18 protein-coding genes are annotated in these 21,833 nt (G+C 64.9%); 15 read left to right on the top strand and 3 right to left on the bottom strand.

What is annotated here, in order from left to right; genetic code table 11:
* Positions 1 to 43 precede the first annotated feature (43 nt).
* From ACOCG7_RS11540 to ACOCG7_RS11470, 15 genes are all read left to right on the top strand, one after another.
* Entirely contained in the window at positions 44 to 943 is a 900-nt protein-coding gene (locus tag ACOCG7_RS11540; protein WP_073427335.1) for an iron-containing redox enzyme family protein, read from the top strand.
* Between the two features lie 49 nt (positions 944 to 992).
* Positions 993 to 2,399 (top strand): pyridoxal phosphate-dependent decarboxylase family protein, encoded by a 1,407-nt coding sequence (locus ACOCG7_RS11535; protein WP_073427336.1) that lies wholly within the window; start codon positions 993 to 995, stop codon positions 2,397 to 2,399.
* A 51-nt stretch (positions 2,400 to 2,450) separates the two neighbouring features.
* A complete protein-coding gene (locus tag ACOCG7_RS11530) occupies positions 2,451 to 4,229 on the top strand; it encodes a carbamoyltransferase (protein ID WP_154872595.1) in 1,779 nt (592 codons plus the stop codon).
* 48 nt (positions 4,230 to 4,277) lie between these two features.
* Positions 4,278 to 5,429 (top strand): hypothetical protein, encoded by a 1,152-nt coding sequence (locus tag ACOCG7_RS11525; protein WP_421375534.1) that lies wholly within the window; start codon positions 4,278 to 4,280, stop codon positions 5,427 to 5,429.
* A gap of 102 nt (positions 5,430 to 5,531) precedes the next feature.
* Complete coding sequence (locus ACOCG7_RS11520; protein ID WP_083081151.1) at positions 5,532 to 7,622, top strand: hypothetical protein; 2,091 nt, start codon at positions 5,532 to 5,534, stop codon at positions 7,620 to 7,622.
* A 35-nt stretch (positions 7,623 to 7,657) separates the two neighbouring features.
* Positions 7,658 to 8,398 (top strand): SDR family NAD(P)-dependent oxidoreductase, encoded by a 741-nt coding sequence (locus tag ACOCG7_RS11515; protein WP_073427340.1) that lies wholly within the window; start codon positions 7,658 to 7,660, stop codon positions 8,396 to 8,398.
* 235 nt (positions 8,399 to 8,633) lie between these two features.
* A complete protein-coding gene (locus tag ACOCG7_RS11510; RefSeq protein WP_421375531.1) occupies positions 8,634 to 9,035 on the top strand; it encodes a rhodanese-like domain-containing protein in 402 nt (133 codons plus the stop codon).
* Positions 9,036 to 9,151: 116 nt separating this feature from the next.
* On the top strand, positions 9,152 to 10,117 hold the full coding sequence (ftrA, locus tag ACOCG7_RS11505; protein ID WP_073427342.1) for a transcriptional regulator FtrA: 966 nt from the start codon (positions 9,152 to 9,154) through the stop codon (positions 10,115 to 10,117).
* A 238-nt stretch (positions 10,118 to 10,355) separates the two neighbouring features.
* Positions 10,356 to 11,570 (top strand): DUF2252 domain-containing protein, encoded by a 1,215-nt coding sequence (locus tag ACOCG7_RS11500; protein WP_421375529.1) that lies wholly within the window; start codon positions 10,356 to 10,358, stop codon positions 11,568 to 11,570.
* Between the two features lie 233 nt (positions 11,571 to 11,803).
* Entirely contained in the window at positions 11,804 to 13,219 is a 1,416-nt protein-coding gene (locus ACOCG7_RS11495; RefSeq protein ID WP_073427344.1) for a GH1 family beta-glucosidase, read from the top strand.
* A gap of 74 nt (positions 13,220 to 13,293) precedes the next feature.
* Positions 13,294 to 14,532: an ABC transporter substrate-binding protein gene (locus ACOCG7_RS11490; RefSeq protein ID WP_310118004.1), complete on the top strand. Its 1,239-nt coding sequence runs from the start codon at positions 13,294 to 13,296 to the stop codon at positions 14,530 to 14,532.
* Positions 14,533 to 14,541: 9 nt separating this feature from the next.
* Positions 14,542 to 15,483, top strand: a complete 942-nt coding sequence (locus ACOCG7_RS11485; RefSeq protein WP_073427474.1) for a carbohydrate ABC transporter permease — start codon at positions 14,542 to 14,544, stop codon at positions 15,481 to 15,483.
* The gene (locus ACOCG7_RS11480) at positions 15,483 to 16,385 is read left to right on the top strand and encodes a carbohydrate ABC transporter permease (RefSeq protein ID WP_073427346.1); all 903 of its coding nucleotides are present in this window, start codon (positions 15,483 to 15,485) and stop codon (positions 16,383 to 16,385) included. The genes ACOCG7_RS11485 and ACOCG7_RS11480 overlap by 1 nt, the downstream gene beginning before the upstream one ends.
* A gap of 4 nt (positions 16,386 to 16,389) precedes the next feature.
* Positions 16,390 to 17,559, top strand: coding sequence for an ABC transporter ATP-binding protein (locus ACOCG7_RS11475; protein WP_421375525.1), 1,170 nt, complete (start codon positions 16,390 to 16,392; stop codon positions 17,557 to 17,559).
* 60 nt (positions 17,560 to 17,619) lie between these two features.
* Positions 17,620 to 18,681 (top strand): substrate-binding domain-containing protein, encoded by a 1,062-nt coding sequence (locus ACOCG7_RS11470; protein ID WP_073427347.1) that lies wholly within the window; start codon positions 17,620 to 17,622, stop codon positions 18,679 to 18,681.
* A 75-nt stretch (positions 18,682 to 18,756) separates the two neighbouring features.
* Here the strand turns inward: ACOCG7_RS11470 and ACOCG7_RS11465 are convergent, their stop codons facing one another.
* From ACOCG7_RS11465 to ACOCG7_RS11455, 3 genes are all read right to left on the bottom strand, one after another.
* A complete protein-coding gene (locus ACOCG7_RS11465; RefSeq protein ID WP_073427348.1) occupies positions 18,757 to 19,614 on the bottom strand; it encodes a PA4780 family RIO1-like protein kinase in 858 nt (285 codons plus the stop codon).
* Between the two features lie 166 nt (positions 19,615 to 19,780).
* Positions 19,781 to 21,004 (bottom strand): type II toxin-antitoxin system HipA family toxin, encoded by a 1,224-nt coding sequence (locus tag ACOCG7_RS11460; protein WP_421375522.1) that lies wholly within the window; start codon positions 21,002 to 21,004, stop codon positions 19,781 to 19,783.
* Between the two features lie 19 nt (positions 21,005 to 21,023).
* A complete protein-coding gene (locus ACOCG7_RS11455; RefSeq protein ID WP_421375520.1) occupies positions 21,024 to 21,410 on the bottom strand; it encodes a helix-turn-helix transcriptional regulator in 387 nt (128 codons plus the stop codon).
* Positions 21,411 to 21,833 lie beyond the last annotated feature (423 nt).

The following is a 21,833-nucleotide window of genomic DNA, read 5'->3' as shown; positions in this document are numbered from 1 at the left end:
CGGCGTCCGCGCATCCCACGATCGACACAATGGAGAAACGACTGTGACCACGCAACAGCAATTGCCCGTGACGCCCGATCCGAATTCCCTGGCTGGCCAGATGGAACTGAACGCGTTCTATCTGCGCGAACTCGCGCCGCCGAGCGCGCCCGAGACCGTGCCGCTCGCCGCCGACTACGCCCGCATCCTCGGTTTGGAAACTGCCTGGAGCGACTACGAGGCCGCGCGCATCGTGCTCGACGACGTGCCCGCGAACGCGGAGCAGTTCGAGGAGTGGTACGTCACGCTGCGCAACACGCATCGCAAGGAAGTCGCGCCGTTCTTCGACTTCCTCGCGGAAGAAGCATCGCTGCCGCAGTTGTCGCTTTTCGTGAGCCTCGAAGCGCAGGTGGACGGCCGCTTCGACGACATCATCGCGCTCTCGCAACTCGGCATGGACGGCGACATGAAGCTCGCGCTCGCCGAGAACTACTGGGATGAAATGGGCCTCGGCAAGCTCGACGAAATGCACACGCGCACGTTCATGCGGGCGTCGCCGTTCTTTCGCGCCCAACTGGGCGAGCTCGACCTGGAGGCGGAAATGCCGGTCGCGGCGCTCAAGAACGGCAACCTGCTGCTGCTGTATGCGTTGCGCCGCCAGCACGTGGGGCGCCTGCTCGGCGCGCTGACGCTGCTCGAGCAGACCGTGCCGTACCGCTTCACGCGCATGCTGCGCGGCATGCATCGTCACGATGTGCCGAGGGAATTCCGTTACTACCACGAGCTGCACGTGCCGGTGGACGCCAATCACGGCAAGCAACTGGTCGAGCGCGTGCTGCTGCCGCTCGCGCGCAACAACCCACGCGTGATCCGCGATCTCTGCGAAGGCTGCCTGATCCGCTACCAGATCGAGAAGGAATATTACGCAGGCGCGCGCGACGTGATGGATCGCCGGCTGCACTGACCCGATCGAACGCCACGCATTTCTTCCAGTCAACCTCGACGATCTCTCCATGCACTCGACACTTGCTTCCGACCTCGCCAACTTCGACGCGCTGCTGGAGCGCACGCGCCGCCATGCCGTGGCGGCGCTCGCCTCTCTCGACGACCGCCCGGCCGCGCTCGCGCCGCCGCCCGCCACGTTGCGCGCCTTGCCCGAGGAGGGCGCCGGATTGGCGGGCGCGCTGGAAGAATTCGTCGCGCGCTGGAGCGCGGGCTTTTCCGGCAGCGCCGGCCCGCGCTACCTCGGCTTCGTGACGGGCGGCGCCACACCGGCCTCGCTCGCGGGCGACTGGCTCACCGGCGTCTACGATCAGAATCCGACCGCCGGCATCGACAGCGCCGCGCCGGATCTCGAGCGCGAAACCATTGCGCGGTTGCGCGAGCTGTTCGGTCTGAGCGAGGCGCAGCAGGGCGTGTTCGTCACGGGCGCGACGATGTCGAACCTGGTGGGTCTCGCGCTCGGCCGCGAATGGCTCGGCGAGCGCAACGGCGTGAATGTTTCCGAGCAAGGCGTGGGCGCGCTCGGCGCGGTGCGCGTGCTGGCCGCGACGCCGCATTCGAGCGTGTACAAGGCGCTCTCCGTGCTCGGCATCGGCCGGCAGGCGGTGCGCAAGGTGCCGACGCTCGCGGGCCGCGAAGCGATCGACCTCGTTGCGCTCGAAGCGGCGCTGGCCGAGTCCGAGGGCGTGCCCGTCATCGTGGTGGCGAGCGCGGGGACCGTCAACACGGTGGATTTCGACGATCTGCAGGCGATCCACGCGCTCAAGGCGCGCTATCCGTTCTGGCTCCACGTCGACGCGGCGTTCGGCGCCTTCGCCGCGCTCGCGCCGGCGTATGCGCCGCTGGTCGCGGGGCTCGATGCGGCGGACTCGATCTGCATCGACCTGCACAAGTGGCTGAACGTGCCTTACGACGCCGCGGTGCAGTTCACGCGGCGCCGCGACCTGCAGGTGCGCGTGTTCCAGAACAGCGCCGCCTATCTCGGCATTCCCACCGACAACCCCGACTTCGTTCATCTCACGCCCGAGAATTCGCGGCGCTTGCGCGCGCTCGCGACGTGGTTCTCGCTCGCCGCGTATGGCCGCGCGGGGCACGCGGAGATCGTCGCGCGCAACATCGCGCTCGCGCAGGCTCTCGGTGCGCGTCTCGAAGGGCAGCGCGGTTTTCGCCTGCTGGCGCCGACGCGGCTGAACGTCGTTTGCTTCACGCTTGCCGCGAACGCGGACGAAGCGCGCATCAACGCCTATGTGCGCGCGGTGCGCGATCTGGGCGAGGTGTTCATCACGAGCACGGTCTACGCCGGCACGTGGGGACTACGCGTCGCGTTCACCAACTGGCGGACGGGCGAGGCCGACGTTGCGCGCATCTTCGACTCGCTGTGCAAGGCGCTCGATGCCGTCGAGGCATCCGGGCGCTAATGCCGCGCCGCGATTAACCGACTTTCCATTCCAACCAAAACTGGTGACTCCATGAGCATAATTGTTGGCGTGTCCGCGCATTACCACGACGCTGCGTGCTGCATCATCAAGGACGGCAAGCTGATCGCCGCCGCCGAGGAAGAGCGTTTTTCGAAGGTGAAGCACGACAGCAGCATTCCCACGGGCGCGTTCCGTTATTGCCTGCGAGAAGCGAACGCGACGATCGACGACGTCGATTGCATCGCCTATTACGAGGACCCGTACAAGAAGGCCTCGCGCCAGATCGCGACCAACGTGCTGGATCTGCTGCAGAACCCGAAGCGCCGCTTCAGGATCGATCCCGCCCGTCCCGAACGCGACATTCGCCAGAGCCTCGGCTTCAACGGCCGGATCGAATATGTCGATCACCATCTGTCGCACGCGGCCAGCGCATTCTTCTACTCCGGTTTCGCCGACGCGGCGCTGCTGACCGTCGACGGCGTCGGCGAATGGGCGACCACCACCTACGGCCGCGGCGCCGACGCGCACATCGAACTGTTCGAGGAAGTGTCGTTCCCGGACTCGCTGGGCCTGCTCTACAGCACGATCACGGCCTACCTCGGCTTCGATGTGAACGACGCCGAATACAAGGTGATGGGACTCGCGCCCTACGGCCGGCCGCTCTATGTCGAACAGATGCGGCGTCTGCTCGACGTGAACGAGCGCGGCCAGTACCGGCTCAACATGGAGTACTTCGATTTCCTCAATGGCGAGCGCATGTATTCCGAGCGTTTGCCGGAGCTGTTCGGCGCCGCGCCGCGCGAGGCGGAGTCGGAACTCGGCGTGTTCCACAAGGATCTCGCCGCGAGCCTGCAGCGCACGCTCGAAGACATTCTGCTCGAGAAGGCGCGCTATCTGCACGACGCGGTGCCCGTCGAGAATCTGTGCATGGCGGGCGGCGTCGCGCTCAATTGCGTCGCGAATGGCCGGATTCAGCGCGAAGGTCCGTTCGCCAGGCTTTTCGTGCAACCGGCCGCGAGCGACGCGGGCGGCTCGCTCGGCGCCGCGGCCGTCGCGCATACACGGCTCACCGGGCGCCGTCCCGAGTTGAAGGCGCTGCCGCACGTGTATCTCGGCCCCGCCTATTCGAATGCCGAGATCCGTCAGACCGTCCGCGCGATTTTCCCGGATACCTCGATCGTCGACTGCACGGAGCGGCCCGAGGAACTGATCGCGCAAACCGCGCAGCGCCTCGCCGACGGCAAGGTGATCGGCTGGTTCCAGGGACGCATGGAGTTCGGACCGCGCGCGCTCGGTTCGCGCTCGATCATCGCGGACCCGCGCCGGCCGGAAATGCGCGACCGCATCAACGCGCTCGTGAAGATGCGCGAGGCGTTCCGTCCGTTCGCTCCCGCCGTGCTCGAAGCCAAGGCCGCCGAGCATTTCGAGCTCGATCATCCGTCGCCGTTCATGCTCGAAACGTGTCAGGTCATTTCGCCGCTTTCGCTGCCCGCCATCACGCATGTCGACGGCTCCGCGCGCGTGCAGACCGTCAGCGAACAGAGCAATCCGCGCTTTCACGCGCTGCTCGCCGAGTTCGACCGCCTGACCGGCTGCCCGATCCTGCTGAACACCTCGTTCAACATGCGCGGCGACGCGATCGTGCTCGATCCGGTGGATGCCGTGTGGTGCTTTGTCGTGTCGGATATCGACGCACTCGTGATCGGCGATTACATCGTCGATCGCGGCTTCAAACTCGAGACCTGGAACAAGCTGAAGGAAATCTTCACCGCGCGCGCCGCGAAAAAGCGCGTCGCGCCGGAGTCGGTCAACGTCTACACGTTCCTGTGAGCGGGCGGCTCGCCCGCGCGTCGCGCTCCTGTCACTTCAGCGGCCACCATGTCCATTCAGATCCCGCCAGGCGATTGCCCTTGGGCCATTCGGCAAACGCAGTGCTTCGACAGCACGACGCACCGGTTCGTACGCCGCGACATCGAAATTGCGGGAGCGCGCATCCGGGCGGTCTTGCCGGCCGGCGCGTCGTCGCTCGCCGAGGGGTTCGATGGGGAACGTTATCTGTGTACGCCGGGCGTGGTCGGCATGGCGGCAGCCGGCGCCGCGCCGCCGCCGTTCGTGACGACGATGGGCTGGCAGTGCGCGCGCTTGCGTGATGTGCCGCCCGCGCGCGCCGGCGGGCCACGCGCAGTCGCGCTATTGAAGTTCGACGGCAGGCAACTCGAAGAGGTCAACAGCCTGCTCGAATGGTCGGGCGCGTCGGGGGGCGACCGCTTCGACGGCGGCGGCGCTCATCCGGTCAAGGTGCTGCCGGTGCTCGCGAGCGCCAGCCTGCTGTCGGCGACGGAGCTCATGGAGGCGGCGAAATTCGCCCGCGCGATCGGCACGCGCATCGGCATCGCGCTCTGTGCCGATGCCGACGAAGCACGCGAATTTCGCAGCCGCTTCTACTGCTCGGAAAGCGCGCTGATTTCGTATTTGCTGCCGCAAGAGCCGCACGTCACGGTGTTCGGCGCGGCGCGCATCGACGCACGCGAGGCGCAGGCGTTCGCGCGCACGCTCTGCGCGGTCGCGCTGGGCGAGCCGGACGCCGAGCACCTGGGCCGCCGCTGGCGTCAGCATGCGCCGCTGTTCACGCAGCGCCGCGCCGCGCTGTTCGCGGGCGCGAACGGCACCAACGGCACGAACGGCATCAACGGCACCAACGGCACCAACGGCACCAACGGCACCAACGGCACCAACGGGCGGCTGGCGCCGAACGCGGGCGCGGAGCAGCCCGACTACTACGCGGACGCGCTGACGCGCCACGCCGCCGCCGCGCTCGGTCTGCCCGACGTGGGCACGCTCGCGCCGGGCATGCGCGCGGACCTGTGTCTGTTCGAGCGCGACGGCGCGGACGAGCGCGGCGGCAGCGCGACTTTTCTCTCGCTGCTCGCGAGCCGCGCGCCGGCAGCCACGCTGGTTGACGGGCGACGCATGCATGACGAGGCGCGCGCAAGTCCGGTACGCGCCCCGGTTCTCGCGGCATGCGCGTGAGCGCGCCCGCTTCGCTGGTTTATCGACGGTTCGTCGGGTTGTCGACGTAGAAGAAACGTAGGCGAGTTCACCTGTTCTCACACACTTGAGGAGCATCTCCAAATGTCAATCCATGCCACGCGGCAGGAATTGAGCGACCGGTTTGCCGCGTTGCTCAAGCAGGACAACGCGGCGCTGTCGGTGCTGCAATTGCTGAGCGAAAGCACACAGCGCGCGGACACGCACGGCCAGGATCACTGGTCCGGCCCGTTCGCGGCGCTCGCGGAAGATTTTGCGAGTCTCAGAGGGCAGGAACCGGGCGAGGCGCGTCGCACGCGCTCGGTCAGCATCTGGGAGGAGGAAGAGGGCACCGGCGAGTTCGTTCGCGCTCGCAAGCACATCGACCTGTGGCGCTTTTGCGCGGACGTGGAGCGCATCGGCAGAAAGGGTGCGAAAAAACGCATCGTGCTGCTGGGCGAGTCGGTTGCGCGCGGCTTCTTTTTCGACCCCGTGTACAGCCCGGCCAAGGTGCTGCGCGAACAGATCACGGCTGGCGCCGAGGCGGTCGAGGTCGTCGATCTCGCGCAGAGCAATTGCGATCCGTGGTGGCTCTCGCGTATCGCGGCTTCGGTGCATCTGCTGGAGCCGGACGCGGTCGTGGTGTTTGCCGGCAACAACTGGCGCGTGGGTGCGCTCGCCAACACGTCGACGGAATCGTTCGTCGCCGACGGCGAACTGATCGAGGAAAATCTCGGTTTCTCGAAGCTGCTGGACCGGCAGCTCGAAAGCCTCGAGCGTTTCGCGGGGCAGGTGGTCGAACAACTGACGTCCTCGCTTGCGCCACTGAATGTGCCGGTGACGTTCGTGATTCCCGAAATCAACGTGGCGGATTGGAGCAGCACGCCCGCCGGCGCGCTCGACGTGCCGCTCATGTCCCCCGACGACACGCGCGCCTGGGTTGCCGCCTGGCAGGACGCGACGGACAAGCTCGCGCACGGCGATTTCGCGGGCGCCGAGGCGGCCATCCTGATCGCGCGCGGGCTCGACGGCGGCACCTCGTCGGCGAGCCTCGACTTGCTGGCGCGCGCGCAGCGCGGTCTTCACAAGCGCAGTCAGGAGATCTACCGCACGCTGCGCGAAAGCCGGGACATCATCGACGATACGCGCGTCGTTCCCGGCATCTTCGTGAACGTGGCCGAGGCGATACGGCGGCGCGCGCCGTCGTTCGGCGCGACGGTCGTCGATCTGCCGCAGATATTCGGCGATCGCTACGAGCACGAAATTCCGGGCCGCCGTCTGTATCTCGACTTCTGCCATCACACGTCGGAAGGCATGCGCGTCGCGATGGCGGCGGTCGCCCAGAAACTGCTGCCGGCGCTGTTCGGCAAGGACGCGCACCTCGACGATCTCGTCGACGCGGCCTCGAAGCCCGCGCCGCAGCATGAGGCCTGGGCGCACCTGCTCGCCGGCATTCACAACGCGCACTGGGGCCAGGACGACGAGATCTGCAAGTATCACCTCGAACGCGCGAAGCAATACGACCCGTCGATCGCGACCACCGGCGTGGCGCTTGTCCACGAGGCATACCGGCACAAGACGCCGCCCGTCCTGTTGCCCGCGTTCGACCAGCTCGTGAAGAACGACATCGCCGAAGTCTGTCTGGTCGGTTATAGCCCGCTCGCACGCGGGATCATCAAGGAGCAGGCGCTGCTGGGCGCGATCGCGTCGGTGTTTCCCGAGTTCGCGGCGCAGTCGGTCGACCCCGACCTCTCGCTCGGCGAGGTCGCGCGGATCGATCTGCTGGAGTCGCATTGGGCCGAACTCACCGACCGCAACCGCTGGTATCGCCGCGCGTACTCCGCCGTCTACGGGCTCACGAGCGCGTATGCGTTTTCATGCAATGCGCCGCGCGATCTGTCCATAGAACTGACCGCGCGCATTCCGGGCGCGCGGGATGCGGGCACGATCGCGGTCGAACTCAATGGCCGGCGCGTGGGCGACGCGTTGCTCAACGACGAATGGCTCTCGCTGCGCGTGGCGGTGCCGGCCGAGATCGTGAACGATGGCGTCAACCAGTTGACCATCGCGTGGCCGAACGTGCTGCGCGAGGACATTCGGGCGCGGCTGCGCGGCGATTTCGAGTCCGGGCAGAAGGTCGACATCCGCACGCAGTTCGGCCAGATTCACGCTTTGACAGTCGCGCTCGCCGCATGACGCGAGCGACGCCCAACCGGCAGACGGAGGACGGCATGAGCGAACCGGTATGCCTGATTACGGGAGTGGGAGCGGCAACCGGCGCGTCGATCGCGCGCCGGTTTGCCCGTGCGGGCTACCGCATCGCGATGCTGGCGCGCAATGGCGAGCGGCTGCGGCGCCTCGAGCACGAGATTGCGCACAGCGCGGCCTTCGTCTGCGATGTGGCGGATCTCGACGCGCTGGCGCGCACGCTCGAGGCGGTGCGCGAGACGCTCGGCAAGCCGTCGGTCGTTGTGCACAATGCGGTCTCGGAAACGTTCGCCACGTTTCTCGACGGCGACCCGGCAGCGCTCGAGCGCAACTTTCGCGTGAACACGACCGCGCTGCTGCATCTGGCGCGCGCGTGCGCGCCGGACATGGTGCTGGCGGGCGGCGGAGCGATCGTCGTGACGGGCAATACGGCGGCGCTGCGCGGCAAGCCGAACTACGCGCTGTTCGCGCCCAGCAAGGCCGCGCAGCGCGTGCTCGCCGAAGCGCTCGCACGCGAACTCGGACCGAAGCGGGTGCATGTCGGTTACCTGATGATCGACGCGGTAATCGACGCGGCGTGGCTCGGCGAAGACGGGCGCGTGCGGCCCGCATGGGGTGAGCCGCCGCCGGACTGGGCCTTTTCGCGCGACGAATATTTCGCGCATCCCGACGCCATTGCGGACGAGGTGTTTCACATCGCGCATCAGCATCCGTCCGCATGGTCCTTCGACTATACGATTCGACCGTTCGCGGAGAAGTGGTGAGCAGCGGGAGCATGGGGAGACGCGAGCCTGGCTGCGCAAGGACGGCGGCGAACTCGAGATTGCACCGGGCGACATTGGGCGCGGATTCGGAAGAAGGGCTTCTGAGCGTATTGCCGGCAAAACCGGTCATGGCAGCGTGGCGGGATGTTACCGGAATCTGTCAATTGCGCCACTGGTCGATCGTGCATGGGAACGGGACAATGCGTTGCAACGATCCACGCACGAGGAGCCTGATATGTCCGCTGTCTCATCCATTCCCTTTGCCGACAGCGCCGCGGCGCTCGTCCACTTCAGCGCGTCGCTGACATTCGAAACCGATTGCGCCGACGTCCACGCGGCACTCGGCAGCGATGACCCGCGGTCGGTCGATTTCGTGCTGCTCGACGTGCGCAGTCCCGCGCATTTCTCGCGCGGACATGTGCCAGGCGCAGTGAATCTGCCGCACGGCAAGATCGTGGCGTCGAAGCTTGCCGGATATCCGCCCGATACGCTCTTCGTCACCTATTGCGCGGGCCCTCACTGCAATGGAGCAACGCGCGCCGCAATCCGGCTCGCCCAGCTCGGCCGCCCGGTCAAGATCATGATCGGCGGCATGACAGGCTGGCTCGACGAGGGGTTCGCTGTCACGGGAACCTGATCACGTCGTGCGCGGCTTATTACCACGGGTCTTTTATCGTGAGCGGGAAACAGCGGTGTCTCCATCCGGTGCGCTGGATAACTGGCGTAATCGCCGATCTTCGGTAACATCGCGCCATGCACAATCATCTCGTCGTCGCGCTGGCTTACGACCGGCTTTGCACATTCGAATTCGGCTGCGTGACCGAGCTGTTCGCGCTCGAGCGCCCCGAGCTCGGCGTCGACTGGTATCGCTTCGCGGCATGCGCGAGCGAACCCGGCCCGATTCGCGCGGCGGGCGGCATCACCATCGCCGCGCCGTACACGCTCAGGTTGCTGGATCGCGCCGACACGATCGTCATTCCGGGCTGGCGCGATGCGGACGAAGTGCCGCCCGAACCGCTCCTCAAGAAGATTCGCGCCGCGTATCGACGCGGCGCGCGCCTCTGCTCGATCTGCTCCGGCGTGTTCGTGCTGGCGGCGGCGGGCGTGCTCGATGGCAAGACCGTCACGACACACTGGCGCTACGCTGAACGATTGCAGCAGCGCTATCCGCAACTGCGTGTGCAGCCGGACGCGCTCTATGTCGACGAAGGGCAAATCATCACGTCGGCGGGATCGGCGGCCGGACTCGACATGCTGCTGCATCTGGTGCGGCGCGATCACGGCAGCGCGGTGGCGAACCGGGTCGCGCAGCGGCTCGTGGTGCCGCCGCATCGCGAGGGCGGCCAGGCGCAGTTCGTGCCGCGGCCGATGCCGCAAGACGAAAGCGGACGTCTCGCCAAACTGATGGACTGGGTGCGCAGTCATCCCGCCTTGCCGCATACACTGCGCTCGCTGGCAGAACGGGCCGCGATGAGCCCGCGTACATTGCAACGGCAGTTTCGCGACGCCACCGGCATGGCGCCGTACGAATGGCTGCTGCGCGAGCGCGTGGCGATGGCCCGCGAACTGCTCGAAGCACCGGCCCCGTTGGCGATGTCGCGTGTGGCCGAACTCGCCGGCTTCGGCTCCGAGGAATCGCTGCGGCGGCATTTCCGGCGCATCGCGCTGACGAGCCCCGGTGCATATCGCAAGAAGTTCGGCGTGCAGGAGCCGGCGTAGAAACGCATCGGCGCAAACACGGGCGGCAGGCGCGCGTCGCCGTTTGCAAACACGACGACAAGCGCCTGCGCGAATCGCGGCTCAGCGCGCCCGAAACGATCGACGTGCTCGCGCATGATCCCGTGAGGCTATGCGGTTTCGGCTTCAACGTGAGCGCCAACGGGCGTTACTATCGGATGACTATCGGACGACCGGTTCCTGAGCGCCGACACGCCGCCTTTTTTTGGGGAAACAACTTATGCCAGATGTCGCGCAGATCATCTCCGCCTTCAATGCCGGCCGCGACCCCGAACGACTCGCGATGAAATACAAAGCCATGCGCGGCTCGCCGTTCGTGTTTCTGCGTGGCACCTGTCATCTGTTTTACGAACGCCTGCCGCGCGACAAGGTGCTCGACGACGCGCCGCCGGTTTGGATTTGCGGCGACATGCATCTGGAAAATTTCGGCAGTTACAAGGCCGACAACCGCCTGATCTATTTCGACAACAACGATTTCGACGAAGCCTGCCTCGCGCCGGGCCTTTACGAACTGGTGCGACTGTTGACGAGCGTGCTGGTCGGCGCAAGCGCTCTGAAGCTGAGCCGCGCGCAGGCGCTCGCGCTTTGCCACACCGCGGTGGATGCTTACGGCGCGGCGCTCGCCTTCGGCAAAGCTCGCTGGATCGAAACCGAAACCGCGGTCGGCATGGTGCGCGATCTGTTCGACGGGCTGGCAGGCCGCACGCGCATCGCGCATCTGGACCGGCGCACCACGCTCAAAAGCAAAGCCCGCATGCTGAAAGTGGACGGCAAGAAAGCGCTGCCGGTGAGCGACGAGCGGCGCGCCGCTGTCACCGGGTTCATGAACCGGTTCGCGGCGAGTGAGGCCAATCCCGACTTCTATCGCATTCTCGACGTGGCGCGGCGAATCGCGGGGACGGGAAGCCTCGGCGTGGATCGCTACGTGATTCTCGTCGAGGGCAAGGGCTCGCCGGACGGCAACTATCTGATCGATCTGAAGGAGGCGCTGCCTTCCTCGGTGGCGCCGCACGTGGGCACGCCGCAGCCGAAGTGGCGGAGCGAGGCGGAACGCGTCGTCGACATTCAGCGGCGCAATCAGGCGGTTTCGCAGGCGTTCCTGCACGCGGTGGACTTCAATCAGCGATCGTATGTGTTGCGCAGCCTGCAACCGTCCGAGGACCGCGTTGCCTTGAGCGACTGGGACGGCAAGTTGTCCAGGCTGGAGGCGGTGATCAACAGCATGGCCGAACTGAGCGCGTGGGCGCATCTGCGCAGCGGCGGCCGGCAGAAGTCGTCGATCGCCGATGACCTGATCGCCTTCGGCAATCGCCGGGACTGGCAAGCGCCGCTGATCGAACTTGCGACGCAATGCGCGGCGCAGGTGGCCGCCGACTGGAAAACGTATAGCGAAGCCTACGATCGCGGCGTTTTCGACTTGCCGGTAAAGGCCTGAACTTCATCAGCAACGCTGTTCGCCTGACGCGGCGCGCGGCCTTTCGACTGGGCGGCGAATCACGTTCCGCTCGCGCATTCGCGCGTCGTTCAAGCCTCTCGCAATGCACGGCGCATCCCGGCGCCGCGCATGCCAGCATCGCTCCAGACATACCCTGATTGCTGCGTGGAATCCGCCGCTGCTATCGTTCGCTGGTCCTTGTGGAAGCGCTTCCACTCCTATCAGGAGGATCCGTGGATAACGACGCATTCGCTGTATCCGACGCACGCTCCCCTCAATCTCTCGCCGATCCCTTTACGCCGCCTGCGGACTCGTCGCTATGGCGCAAGAATTTTCTGCTCGGCGCCGCCACCGCGTCGTATCAGATCGAGGGCGCGGTGAACGAGGACGGCCGCTTGCCATCCATCTGGGACACGTTTTCGGCCACGCCCGGCAAGGTGCTCGCGGGCGATACCGGCGCCGTGGCCTGCGATCACTATCATCGCTGGGAAGCGGATGTCGACCTGCTGGCGAGCCTGGGCCTCGAAGCTTATCGGCTCTCGATTGCCTGGCCGCGCGTGATGGACGCGGCAGGCGCGCCGAACCGCAAGGGACTCGACTTCTACAAACGCCTGCTCGGGCGCTTGAAAGAGAAGGGCATCAAGACCTTCGTCACGCTGTATCACTGGGACTTGCCGCAGCATCTGGAAGATCGCGGCGGCTGGCTCAATCGCGATACCGCCTACCGTTTCGCCGATTACGCCAACCTGATGAGCCGCGAACTCGCCGGCACGGTCGACGCGTGGGCAACGCTCAACGAGCCGTGGTGCTCGGCCTATCTCGGCTACGGCAACGGCCACCACGCGCCGGGTCTCGCGAACCCGCGCTTCGCGACCCAGGCGATGCATCATCTGCTGCTTGCGCACGGTCTTGCGATACCTGTGCTGCGCGTCAACGATCCGGCCTCGCAAAAGGGCATTGTCGCGAACATCGGACGAGGCACGGCCAACAGCGAGCGCGCCGCCGATCAGCGCGCCGCGCATCTGTTCGAAGTGCAGCACAACGCCTGGATTCTCGATCCGCTGCTCAAGGGCGCGTATCCGCAAGACCTGTTCGAGTTGTGGCCGGGCACCGAGCCGCTGGTGCTGGACCGCGACATGCGGACCATCGCCGCGCCGCTGGATTTTCTCGGCATCAACTATTACTTCCGCACCAATGTCGCGAGCGACGGCGCGCATGGGTTCAAGGAGGTGCCGCTCGAAGGCGTCGAGCGCACGCAGATGGGCTGGGAGGTGTATCCCGACGGCTTGCGCGATCTGCTGACCGGTTTCAGGCGCACGTATCGGAATCTGCCGCCGATCTACATCACCGAAAACGGCATGGCCTCGGACGACAAGGTGATCGACGGCCGCGTCGATGACACGCAGCGCGTCTCGTTCCTCAAGCGCCATCTCGCCGCGGTCGATGAAGCGATCAAGGCCGGCGTGGACATTCGCGGCTATTTTCTGTGGTCGCTGATGGACAACTTCGAATGGGCGTTCGGATACGAGCGGCGCTTCGGTATCGTGCACGTCGATTACGCCACGCAGAAACGCACCGTTAAACGTAGCGCCGAGCTGGTGTCCAGGTTCCTGAAGGAGCGAGCGCACGTCAACAACGCGGGCCTATAAAACGCGTCTATAAAGCGGATGAAGCCGGTCCGCATATCGACCCGAAACAGGGCGTCGAGCCAGGAGAAGACGGAATGAACAGCAGAAAAATGGCCGTGGCGAATGTAGTGGCGGCGCTGGCGTTATATGGCGTGGCCGCGCACGCGGAGCCCCTGAAAGCCAACGTGATTCACTGGTGGACCTCGGGCGGCGAGTCCGCCGCGATCCGCCAGTTCGCCGATGCGTACAACAAGGCCGGCGGCCAATGGGTCGACAACGCGGTGGCCGGCGCCGACCAGGCGCGCTCCACCGCGATCAACCGGATCGTCGGCGGCGATCCGCCCACGGCCGCGCAGTTCAACACGTCGAAGCAGTTTCACGACCTGATCGATCAGGGCCTGCTGAACAATGTCGACGACGTCGCCGCGAAAGAGAACTGGAACGGCGTGTTCCCGCAGTCGATCATCGACAGCATCAAGGTGAAGGGCCATTACTATGCGGCGCCCGTCGACATTCACATGCCCGCGTGGTTCTTCTATTCGAAGCCGGTGTTCCAGAAGGCCGGCATTACCGCCGAGCCGAAGAGCTTCGATGAATTCATCGCCAATCTGGGCAAGCTGAAAGCCGCGGGCGTGATCCCGCTCGCCTTCGGCGGCCAGCCGTGGCAGGAAAAAATCACCTTCGACGCGGTGCTGGCCGACGTGGGCGGTCCCGATCTCTATCTGAAGGTGTACCGCGATCACGACATGAACGCGGTGAAGTCCGATGCGTTCAGGAAGGTGCTCGCTTCCTTCAAGCGCCTGCATGATTTCGTCGATCCAGGCTCGCCGGGGCGTAACTGGAACGATGCGACCGCGCTCGTGATTTCCGGCAAGGCGGGCGTGCAGATCATGGGCGACTGGGCCAAGGGCGAATTCTCGGCTGCGAAGCAAAGCGCCGGAAAAGACTTCGGCTGCTTCCCCGGCTTCGGTCCGCATTCGCCGTATCTGGTCGCGGGCGACGTCTTCGTGTTCCCGAAAACGGACAACGCCAGCGCGATCAAGGCGCAGAACCTGCTCGCGACGGTCATGACCTCGCCGTCCGCGCAAGTCGCATTCAGCGCGAGGAAAGGCTCCATTCCGATTCGTCCCGACGCGGATGCGAGCAGTCTCGACATCTGCGCGAAGGAGGGCATGGCGATCATGAAGGACAAGTCGCGTCAGTTGCCGAATCCCGAGATGCTGCTGTCGCCCGACATGCAGGGCGCGTTGATCGACGTCGTCACGAACTTCTGGAACAAGAACCAGTCGGTCGACGATGCACAAAAAGCGTTTGCCAATGCGCTGAAGAGCTAGGTGCTCGCGATGCACGCGCTCAAGCTGCAAACCGCCGGTTCGAAGCATCGGGCCAAGCCGCGCACGAAACCGCTGAAAAAGCGTTGGCCGATCGCGGCGTGGCTTGCGTTGCTGCCGATGGTGGCGACCGTCGTGTTCGCCTATCTCGGCACGATGATCTGGACCGCGCGCGTGTCGCTCAGCAATTCGCGCACCTTTCCATCCGGCGACTTCGCGGGCTTCACGCAATACGTGCGGCTCTTCAACAACGACCGCTGGCTGCTGTCGCTGCAAAACATCGTGATCTACGGCGCGTGCTTCATCGTCGCGTGCATGGTGATCGGTTTGCTGCTGGCGATTTTCATCGATCAGCGGGTGGTCGGCGAGGGCGCGTTGCGCACGGTGTTTCTGTATCCGTATGCGATGTCGTTCGTGGCGACGGGCCTCGTCTGGCAATGGATTCTGAATCCGCAGCTCGGCGCGCAGGCCGTGTTGCACACGCTCGGCTTCGCGCATGCGCGCTTCGACTGGATCGTCGATCAGGATCGGGTGATCTATACGATCGTCATCGCCACCGTGTGGCAGGCGTCGGGTCTGGTGATGGCCTTGTTGCTCGCGGGCTTGCGCGGCATCGACGACGAACTGTGGAAAGCCGCGCGCATCGACGGCATTCCGCGTTGGCGCGTTTATGCGAGCATCGTCGTGCCGATGCTCGGCCCTTCGATCTCCACCGCTTTCGTGCTGCTGTTCGTGATGGTCGTGAAGCTTTACGACGCGGTGGTCGCGATGACGCAAGGCGGCCCCGGCACGGCGAGCGAAGTGCCGGCGAAGTTCATCATGGACTACCTGTTCGGCCGCGCCAATATCGGCCTGGCATCCGCGGCCTCGATCGTGTTGCTGACGACGGTGCTGGCGATTCTCGCGCCGTTCTTCTATGCCCGCAGCCGGGCGGCGTTGCGCAAGGAGGTGTGATGAACGCGCTCGGCTCCACGCTGAAGGGCGGCACGCAGCGTCGCCGCCGGTCGACCTTCACACCGGCGCGTCTCGGCGTCTACGCGTTTCTCTTGACGGCCGCCTTGTTCTTTCTGCTGCCGCTTTACGTGATGCTCGTCACGTCGGTCAAACCGATGAGCGAGATCCGTCTCGGCAATCTTCTGGCTCTCCCCGCGCATTTCACGCTCGACGCATGGGGCGCCGCATGGCAATCCGCGTGCACGGGCCTCGATTGCAACGGCATTCAGGTCGGCTTCTGGAACTCGGTGCGTATCGTCGTGCCGAGCACGGTGCTCTCGATCGCGATCGGCGCGGTGAACGGCTATGCGCTGTCGTTCTGGCGGCCGCGCGGCGCGGGCCTGCTGTTCGGCGTGCTGCTGATGGGCGCGTTCATTCCGGTGCAGGTGATGGTGTATCCGCTCGTGCGCGTGCTGGCGAGCGTGCATCTGTTCAGTTCGCTGCCGGGCATCGTCGTGATTCACACGATCTTCGGCATGCCGGTGATGACGCTGCTGTTTCGCAACTACTACGCGTCGATTCCGCAGGAGCTGTTCAAGGCGGCGCGCGTGGACGGCGGCGGTTTCTGGCGCATCTTCGTGCAACTGATGCTGCCCATGTCCACGCCGATCATCGTCGTCGCGATCATCATGCAGGTGACCGGCATCTGGAACGACTTCATTCTCGGGCTGGTATTCGCCGGCACGAAAAACCTGCCGATGACCGTGCAACTGAACAACATCATCAACACGACGACCGGCGAGCGGCTCTATAACGTGAACATGGCGGCGACGATTCTGACTTCGATGGTGCCGCTCGCGGTCTACTTCATTTCAGGCCGCTGGTTCGTGCGCGGCATTGCGTCCGGCGCGGTCAAGGGATAAGGCGATGACGAACCTGGCAAATATGACAGCGGTGGCCGAGGCGGCGGGCGTGGCGAACGCCCCTGAGGTCGCGGACGCGGCGAGCCTGACGCATCCGGCCAACGTGGCGGTGCGCAATCTGACGATCCGGTTGGGCGCGAATACCGTGATCGAGAATCTCGACCTCGACGTGCGCGCGGGCGAGTTCGTCGTGCTGCTCGGACCGTCGGGCTGCGGCAAGTCCACCTTGCTGCACAGCATTGCCGGCTTGATCGACGTGACGGACGGCAGCATCGAGATCGCCGGCGAGGACATGACGTGGGCCGATCCGAAAGACCGCCGCATCGCGCTGGTGTTTCAGTCGTACGCGTTGTATCCGACCATGAGCGTGGAGCGCAACCTGTCGTTCGCGTTGCGCATCAACGGCACGCCGAAAGCGGAAATCGCGCGGCGCGTGGCGCGCGCTTCCGAGATGCTGCAACTCGGGCCGCTGCTCAAGCGCAAACCCGCGCAGCTCTCGGGCGGGCAGCGGCAGCGCGTGGCGATCGGGCGGGCGATCGTGCGTGAGGCCGACGTATTCCTGTTCGACGAGCCGCTGTCGAATCTCGACGCCAAGCTGCGCACCGAACTGCGCCGCGAACTCAAGCAACTGCATCAGCGTCTCGGCGCGACGATGATCTACGTGACCCACGATCAGGTCGAAGCGATGACGCTCGCCACGCGCATGGCGGTGATGCGCGGCGGCGTGATCCAGCAGTTCGGCACGCCGGCCGAGGTCTACGCGCGGCCCGGCAATCTGTTCGTCGCGACCTTCCTGGGATCGCCGGCGATGAACCTGCTCAAGGGCACGCTCGAGTCGCGCGACGGCGCGCCGCATTTCCGCTCCGCGCATTTATGGCTCGACGTGTCGGCGTATCCGTTCAAAAGTGCGCCGGCGGATTCGCTGCCGTGCGTGCTCGGCGTGCGCGCCGAGGACGTGCGGGTGCGGATGGGCGAGGCCGCGAGCGAGCGCGCAAAAGTTTCGCTCGTGGAGCCGATGGGCAACCACCGCGTGATTTGGCTCGACTATCATGGAGCGCAGATTGCGTCGATCGACCAGACCAAAACGCCGGTTGCGGTCGGCGACACCGCGGCGTTTTCATTCGACGGCGCGCATGTTTCGCTGTTCGACGAAGCGGACGGCACCCGCCTGTAGCGCCGGCGCGCGGTGCGCTAAACGCCACATCGAAAACCACCTCGCTCGACGGAGAACCGCGTGGCAACACTCAAGGATGTCGCGGCACTGGCCGGCGTGGGCATGTCGACCGCCTCGCGCGCCATTTCCGGCAAGGGGCCCGTCTCGGCCGACGCCGCCGCGCGCGTGCAGGCGGCGATCGAAGCGCTGAACTTCCGTCCGTCGTCGATCGGCCGCGCGATGGCGGCGCAATCGCTCGGCATGATCGGCATTTTCGTGCCGACGTTCTTCGGCTCCTACTACGGCACGATCCTCAAGCAGACGGATACCGAACTGCGCGCGGTGCACCGTCACGTGGTGGTGGCGACCGGCTGCGGAGATGTGTCGCCGCGCGAACAGGCCATCGAGGCGGTGCGTTTTCTGATTGGCCGCGATTGCGACGGCGTGGTGGTGATCAGCCACGATCTGCACGACGAGGACCTGATCATGCTGCACCGGATGCATCCGAAAATGGTGTTCCTGAACCGCGCGTTCGATCAATTGCCGGAGGCGTCGTTCTGCGCCGACCACCGGCGCGGCGGCGAACTGGCGGCGCGCACGCTGCTCGATCACGGGCATCGGGACATCGCGGTGATTTCGGGGCCTTTCACCGCGTCGGACAACCTGATCCGGCTCGAAGGCTTCTTCGCCGAACTGGCGCGGGCGGGCATCGCGCGCGACGACGTCACGCTGATCGAATCGGACTTCTCGCCGGAAGGCGGCTACGCCGCCGCCATCAGGCTGCTCGATTCGAAGCGGCGTTTCACCGGCCTGTTCTGCGCGAACGACACGATGGCGGTGAGCGTGCTCGCGCGCTTTCATCAGGTCGGCATTTCGGTGCCGGACGAAGTCTCGGTGATCGGCTATGACGACGATTACTCGGCGGCCTACGCCGCGCCGGGACTCACCTCGGTGCGGATTCCGACGGCGGAATTGACCCAGAACGCGGTGCGCTGGCTCGTCAATCAATGCTACCGAACCACGTGGGAGATATTCCGCGAGTTTCCGGTGAGCGTGACGATGCGCGAATCGGTGGGGCCGGCGCCGGGCGTTATGGGTTCTTCCGGCTGCGGCAAGGTGACTAGCCGCGATAACGCGTCGTAGCCCCGATTCGGCGCGACGTTGATGCCGCGTTCATACGGCATTCAGGCGGCGTTTACATGCCGCCGCGCGAACGGCTCATGTGCCGCTGCGCAGCGACTGTTCGTAGCGCAGGCGCGCTTCTTCGTCGAGCCGCGTATCTTCGAGCTCTTGCAGCACGGCTTCGAGGTCGATCGGCGTGGTGTCCAGTTCGACGCGGCCGGTCAGCTTCGCGTCGACATGCAGCGCGCCGGCTTCGAACAGCGCCCAGATTTCCTTGCCGTAGCTGGCGTCGAGCAACGCCGGCGCAAAGCGGCCGAAATAGGTGGCGAGGTTGTTCACGTCGCGCTCCAGCATGGCCGGCGCCTCGAGATTACCGGCGGCATCCACGGCTTGCGGCAAGTCGATGATTACCGGGCCGTCCGCGGCAAGCAGGATGTTGTATTCGGACAGGTCGCCGTGAATCACGCCGGCGCACAGCATGCGCACCACCTGATCGAGCAGCAGCGCGTGCAATTCGAGCGCGCGTTCCTCGGTCATGTCGACGTCGTTCAGACGCGGCGCGACGTTGCCGTCGGCGTCGGTCACGAGTTCCATCAGCAATACGCCGTCGGTGCAGATGAACGGCTGCGGCACGCGCACGCCGGCATTGGCGAGCTGGAACAGCGCATCCACTTCGGCGTTCTGCCAGGCCTGTTCCTGCACTTCGCGGCCGTAGCGGCTGCCTTTTTCCATCGCGCGCTGCTGACGGCTGTTCTTGACCTTGCGGCCTTCGCGATAGGACGCGGCCTGGCGGAAACTGCGCTGTTTGGCGTCTTTATAGACCTTCGCGCAGCGCGTGGAGTCGCCGCTGCGCACCACGTAGACGGTGGCTTCCTTGCCGCTCATCAATTGCGAAATGACCTCGTCGATCAGGCCCTCTTCGACGAGCGGCAGCAGGCGTTTAGGGGTTTTCATGCGGCCACCGTGAAGCGGTGGGCGGCGCGGCGGCGTATTGCGGCTGGGTGGGCGCGCGTGGGCGGCGGGAGGAGCGGGGTTCGGGTCATGCCGGATTATAAGGGAGTCTGCTGGGCTTGCCTTTAATGCTGCGCGCCGCTGTGCGCCCGGTCACCGCGATAGCCCGTCAAACCTGAAACACGTTCTCCATCCGCTGTATCTCGGGGCGGGACAGATCGAGGGCGGAGGCTTCTTGCCGCCACGTGCTGACGGCGTCTTTTACCTCCTCTATCACGCGGCTCGCTTGCGCGTGATCCAGCCGATAAAACCCGGCGGTCTCGATCACTGTTTCGAGATCCGGCAATGCGCTCATGCCGTCCAGCGTAAGTGCATGTTCGCGCTTGGCCGGGTTTGGATTCATATCGAACGCTGGCGACAGCCGCCAGCCCGACGCTTCGCGGATGAAGCCGTGATTGCGTGGATGATCGTCGCGATTTCCTGCAATGACATTGAAGGCCACTCTTTTGAAAAGCTGAGCAAGATCTTCGTCGATATGGCTTTGCGCGCCGTTGCTCGCAAGATACTCGGCGATGTCCAGATAGCTTGCATCCGAATCCCCGTCCCGACGTTCAAGCAAGGTCATGGCGGATGCGTACATGCGCCGGCTGCCCGCGCTGCGATCGAACCGTTCGACGCAGAAGGTGCCATAACGTGCGCCGACATACTTGAGTTCGGATGCAGGCACCTCGATACCCGCTTTCCTTGCCAGGCGATGAACGATGTACTCCCACGCGCCGATGTCGTAGCGATCGTCTTTCGCGGGGAATTTCGCGATCCAGAGAGCGTCGCCGAGACTGCTGAAGTTGGCCTTGGGACGAGCGCCGCCGAGCGATGTGCCAGGGGCGATCAGCATCGCAAGCCATTGATCGTATTCCGGCAGTTTTTCGACACCGGCTTCTTCGATACGCAGGCTGACATAGGCCAGGGTCGCAAGATCGGTGACGGGTGGAGCGGCATTGGCGCTGTTGTCGAGAAAATTGCCGTCCATGTCCTGGAAGCGCAGCGCACCGACGCGTGTCAGATCGTGCACGCCAAGCAGGAAATCGATCTCCCGCAGATTACGCATTGGCCGGTTTTCGCGATCGGCTGCGCCAGCCTCGCGGCGCTCCATGAGGACACGGCCCCAACGATCCGGCGCTGAGTCCATGAAAACGCCGAATGCCGCGGACTTGGCGGGCGGGTATTGCTCGTCGGTCCACAACTCGAGACGCGGATCGAGCATGAACGCATGGCGGCTCTCTACCCAGTTCTTCGTATAAGCAAACGATACGGGCAAATCGCTGCGCGCAGCCTGGCGATACAACGTGCCGACGTGTTGAAGGTTGCCCAGTTCGGCCGTGTCGAGAAACACATGGTACGTGTCACGGGGCTTATTGCTGACCATCGGACTTCTTGGAAGTTTTCTGGGTTGCTGTACGCTCCGCCTTGATCTGGACGGCGCCGGGCGCTTTGGGGCGCGGCTTTCGCTGACCCGGCAGCTTGAGATCCTGGAGCTTGCGACCAAGTTCGTCGTCGCGGGCGACGGCATCCATGTCCTTGTCGAGGCCCAACACGCGAAGCGCTCTCATATAGGTGCCGAGCGCGATATTCGGATCGCCTTTCTCAAGGCGGTTCAGCGTATCGCGTGAGATGCCCAGCCGTTCGGCGAACAGTGCCGTTGGGAGTTCACGCCGCAGACGTGCGAGCTTGAGCCGTTCGCCGAGCGAATGGATTTGCCTTTCGACTGACGGAAAGGGGCGCGGAAAGGTGCGAGGCATGTCCGATATATTAGGCAAACACTCATATTTTGTCAAAAATATCGGACATCTAGCGTCGACGAGAGCGGTCGGGGTCTATAAGGAGAGAAGTGACGACGTCCGATATTTCAGACAAAACCCGTCTCTTCGTCAGGAATATTGGACGCCGGACCACGGCAAGTACCGCCCCCAAGATTCCTTACTGGCGTAATAACTGGCAACACTGCATTGCGTTTTCCTCCCTTTAATTTGCTGGCCGATCGCCTAGACTTGCCGGTAACAAAACGTTACTGCTACGGGGTGTGAGATGTTGACCGTGTTTATCATCGCCTGTCCAATCTGTATCGCCGCGCTGTTCGGGTTCGCGCGGCATGTGGATCCGCTGACGGGGCAGTTCAGGCGTTGAACCCGCGAAGTCCGACGCTACCCGGACCTTGCCTTTAA

This window comes from Paraburkholderia sp. DD10 (assembly GCF_049177125.1).
GTDB lineage: Bacteria > Pseudomonadota > Gammaproteobacteria > Burkholderiales > Burkholderiaceae > Paraburkholderia > Paraburkholderia terricola.
Note: the sequence above shows the minus strand (reverse complement) of the source record. Positions and strands in the feature narration are given on the sequence as shown.

Coding starts and splice junctions, on each gene's coding strand:
- ACOCG7_RS11475 (WP_421375525.1), top strand. CDS start 16,390: ATGACGAACCTGGCAAATATGACAGCGGTGGCCGAGGCGGCGGGCGTG.
- ACOCG7_RS11515 (WP_073427340.1), top strand. CDS start 7,658: ATGAGCGAACCGGTATGCCTGATTACGGGAGTGGGAGCGGCAACCGGC.
- ftrA (WP_073427342.1), top strand. CDS start 9,152: ATGCACAATCATCTCGTCGTCGCGCTGGCTTACGACCGGCTTTGCACA.
- ACOCG7_RS11520 (WP_083081151.1), top strand. CDS start 5,532: ATGTCAATCCATGCCACGCGGCAGGAATTGAGCGACCGGTTTGCCGCG.
- ACOCG7_RS11455 (WP_421375520.1), bottom strand. CDS start 21,410: ATGCCTCGCACCTTTCCGCGCCCCTTTCCGTCAGTCGAAAGGCAAATC.
- ACOCG7_RS11465 (WP_073427348.1), bottom strand. CDS start 19,614: ATGAAAACCCCTAAACGCCTGCTGCCGCTCGTCGAAGAGGGCCTGATC.
- ACOCG7_RS11500 (WP_421375529.1), top strand. CDS start 10,356: ATGCCAGATGTCGCGCAGATCATCTCCGCCTTCAATGCCGGCCGCGAC.
- ACOCG7_RS11535 (WP_073427336.1), top strand. CDS start 993: ATGCACTCGACACTTGCTTCCGACCTCGCCAACTTCGACGCGCTGCTG.
- ACOCG7_RS11490 (WP_310118004.1), top strand. CDS start 13,294: ATGAACAGCAGAAAAATGGCCGTGGCGAATGTAGTGGCGGCGCTGGCG.
- ACOCG7_RS11485 (WP_073427474.1), top strand. CDS start 14,542: ATGCACGCGCTCAAGCTGCAAACCGCCGGTTCGAAGCATCGGGCCAAG.
- ACOCG7_RS11525 (WP_421375534.1), top strand. CDS start 4,278: ATGTCCATTCAGATCCCGCCAGGCGATTGCCCTTGGGCCATTCGGCAA.
- ACOCG7_RS11510 (WP_421375531.1), top strand. CDS start 8,634: ATGTCCGCTGTCTCATCCATTCCCTTTGCCGACAGCGCCGCGGCGCTC.
- ACOCG7_RS11480 (WP_073427346.1), top strand. CDS start 15,483: ATGAACGCGCTCGGCTCCACGCTGAAGGGCGGCACGCAGCGTCGCCGC.
- ACOCG7_RS11530 (WP_154872595.1), top strand. CDS start 2,451: ATGAGCATAATTGTTGGCGTGTCCGCGCATTACCACGACGCTGCGTGC.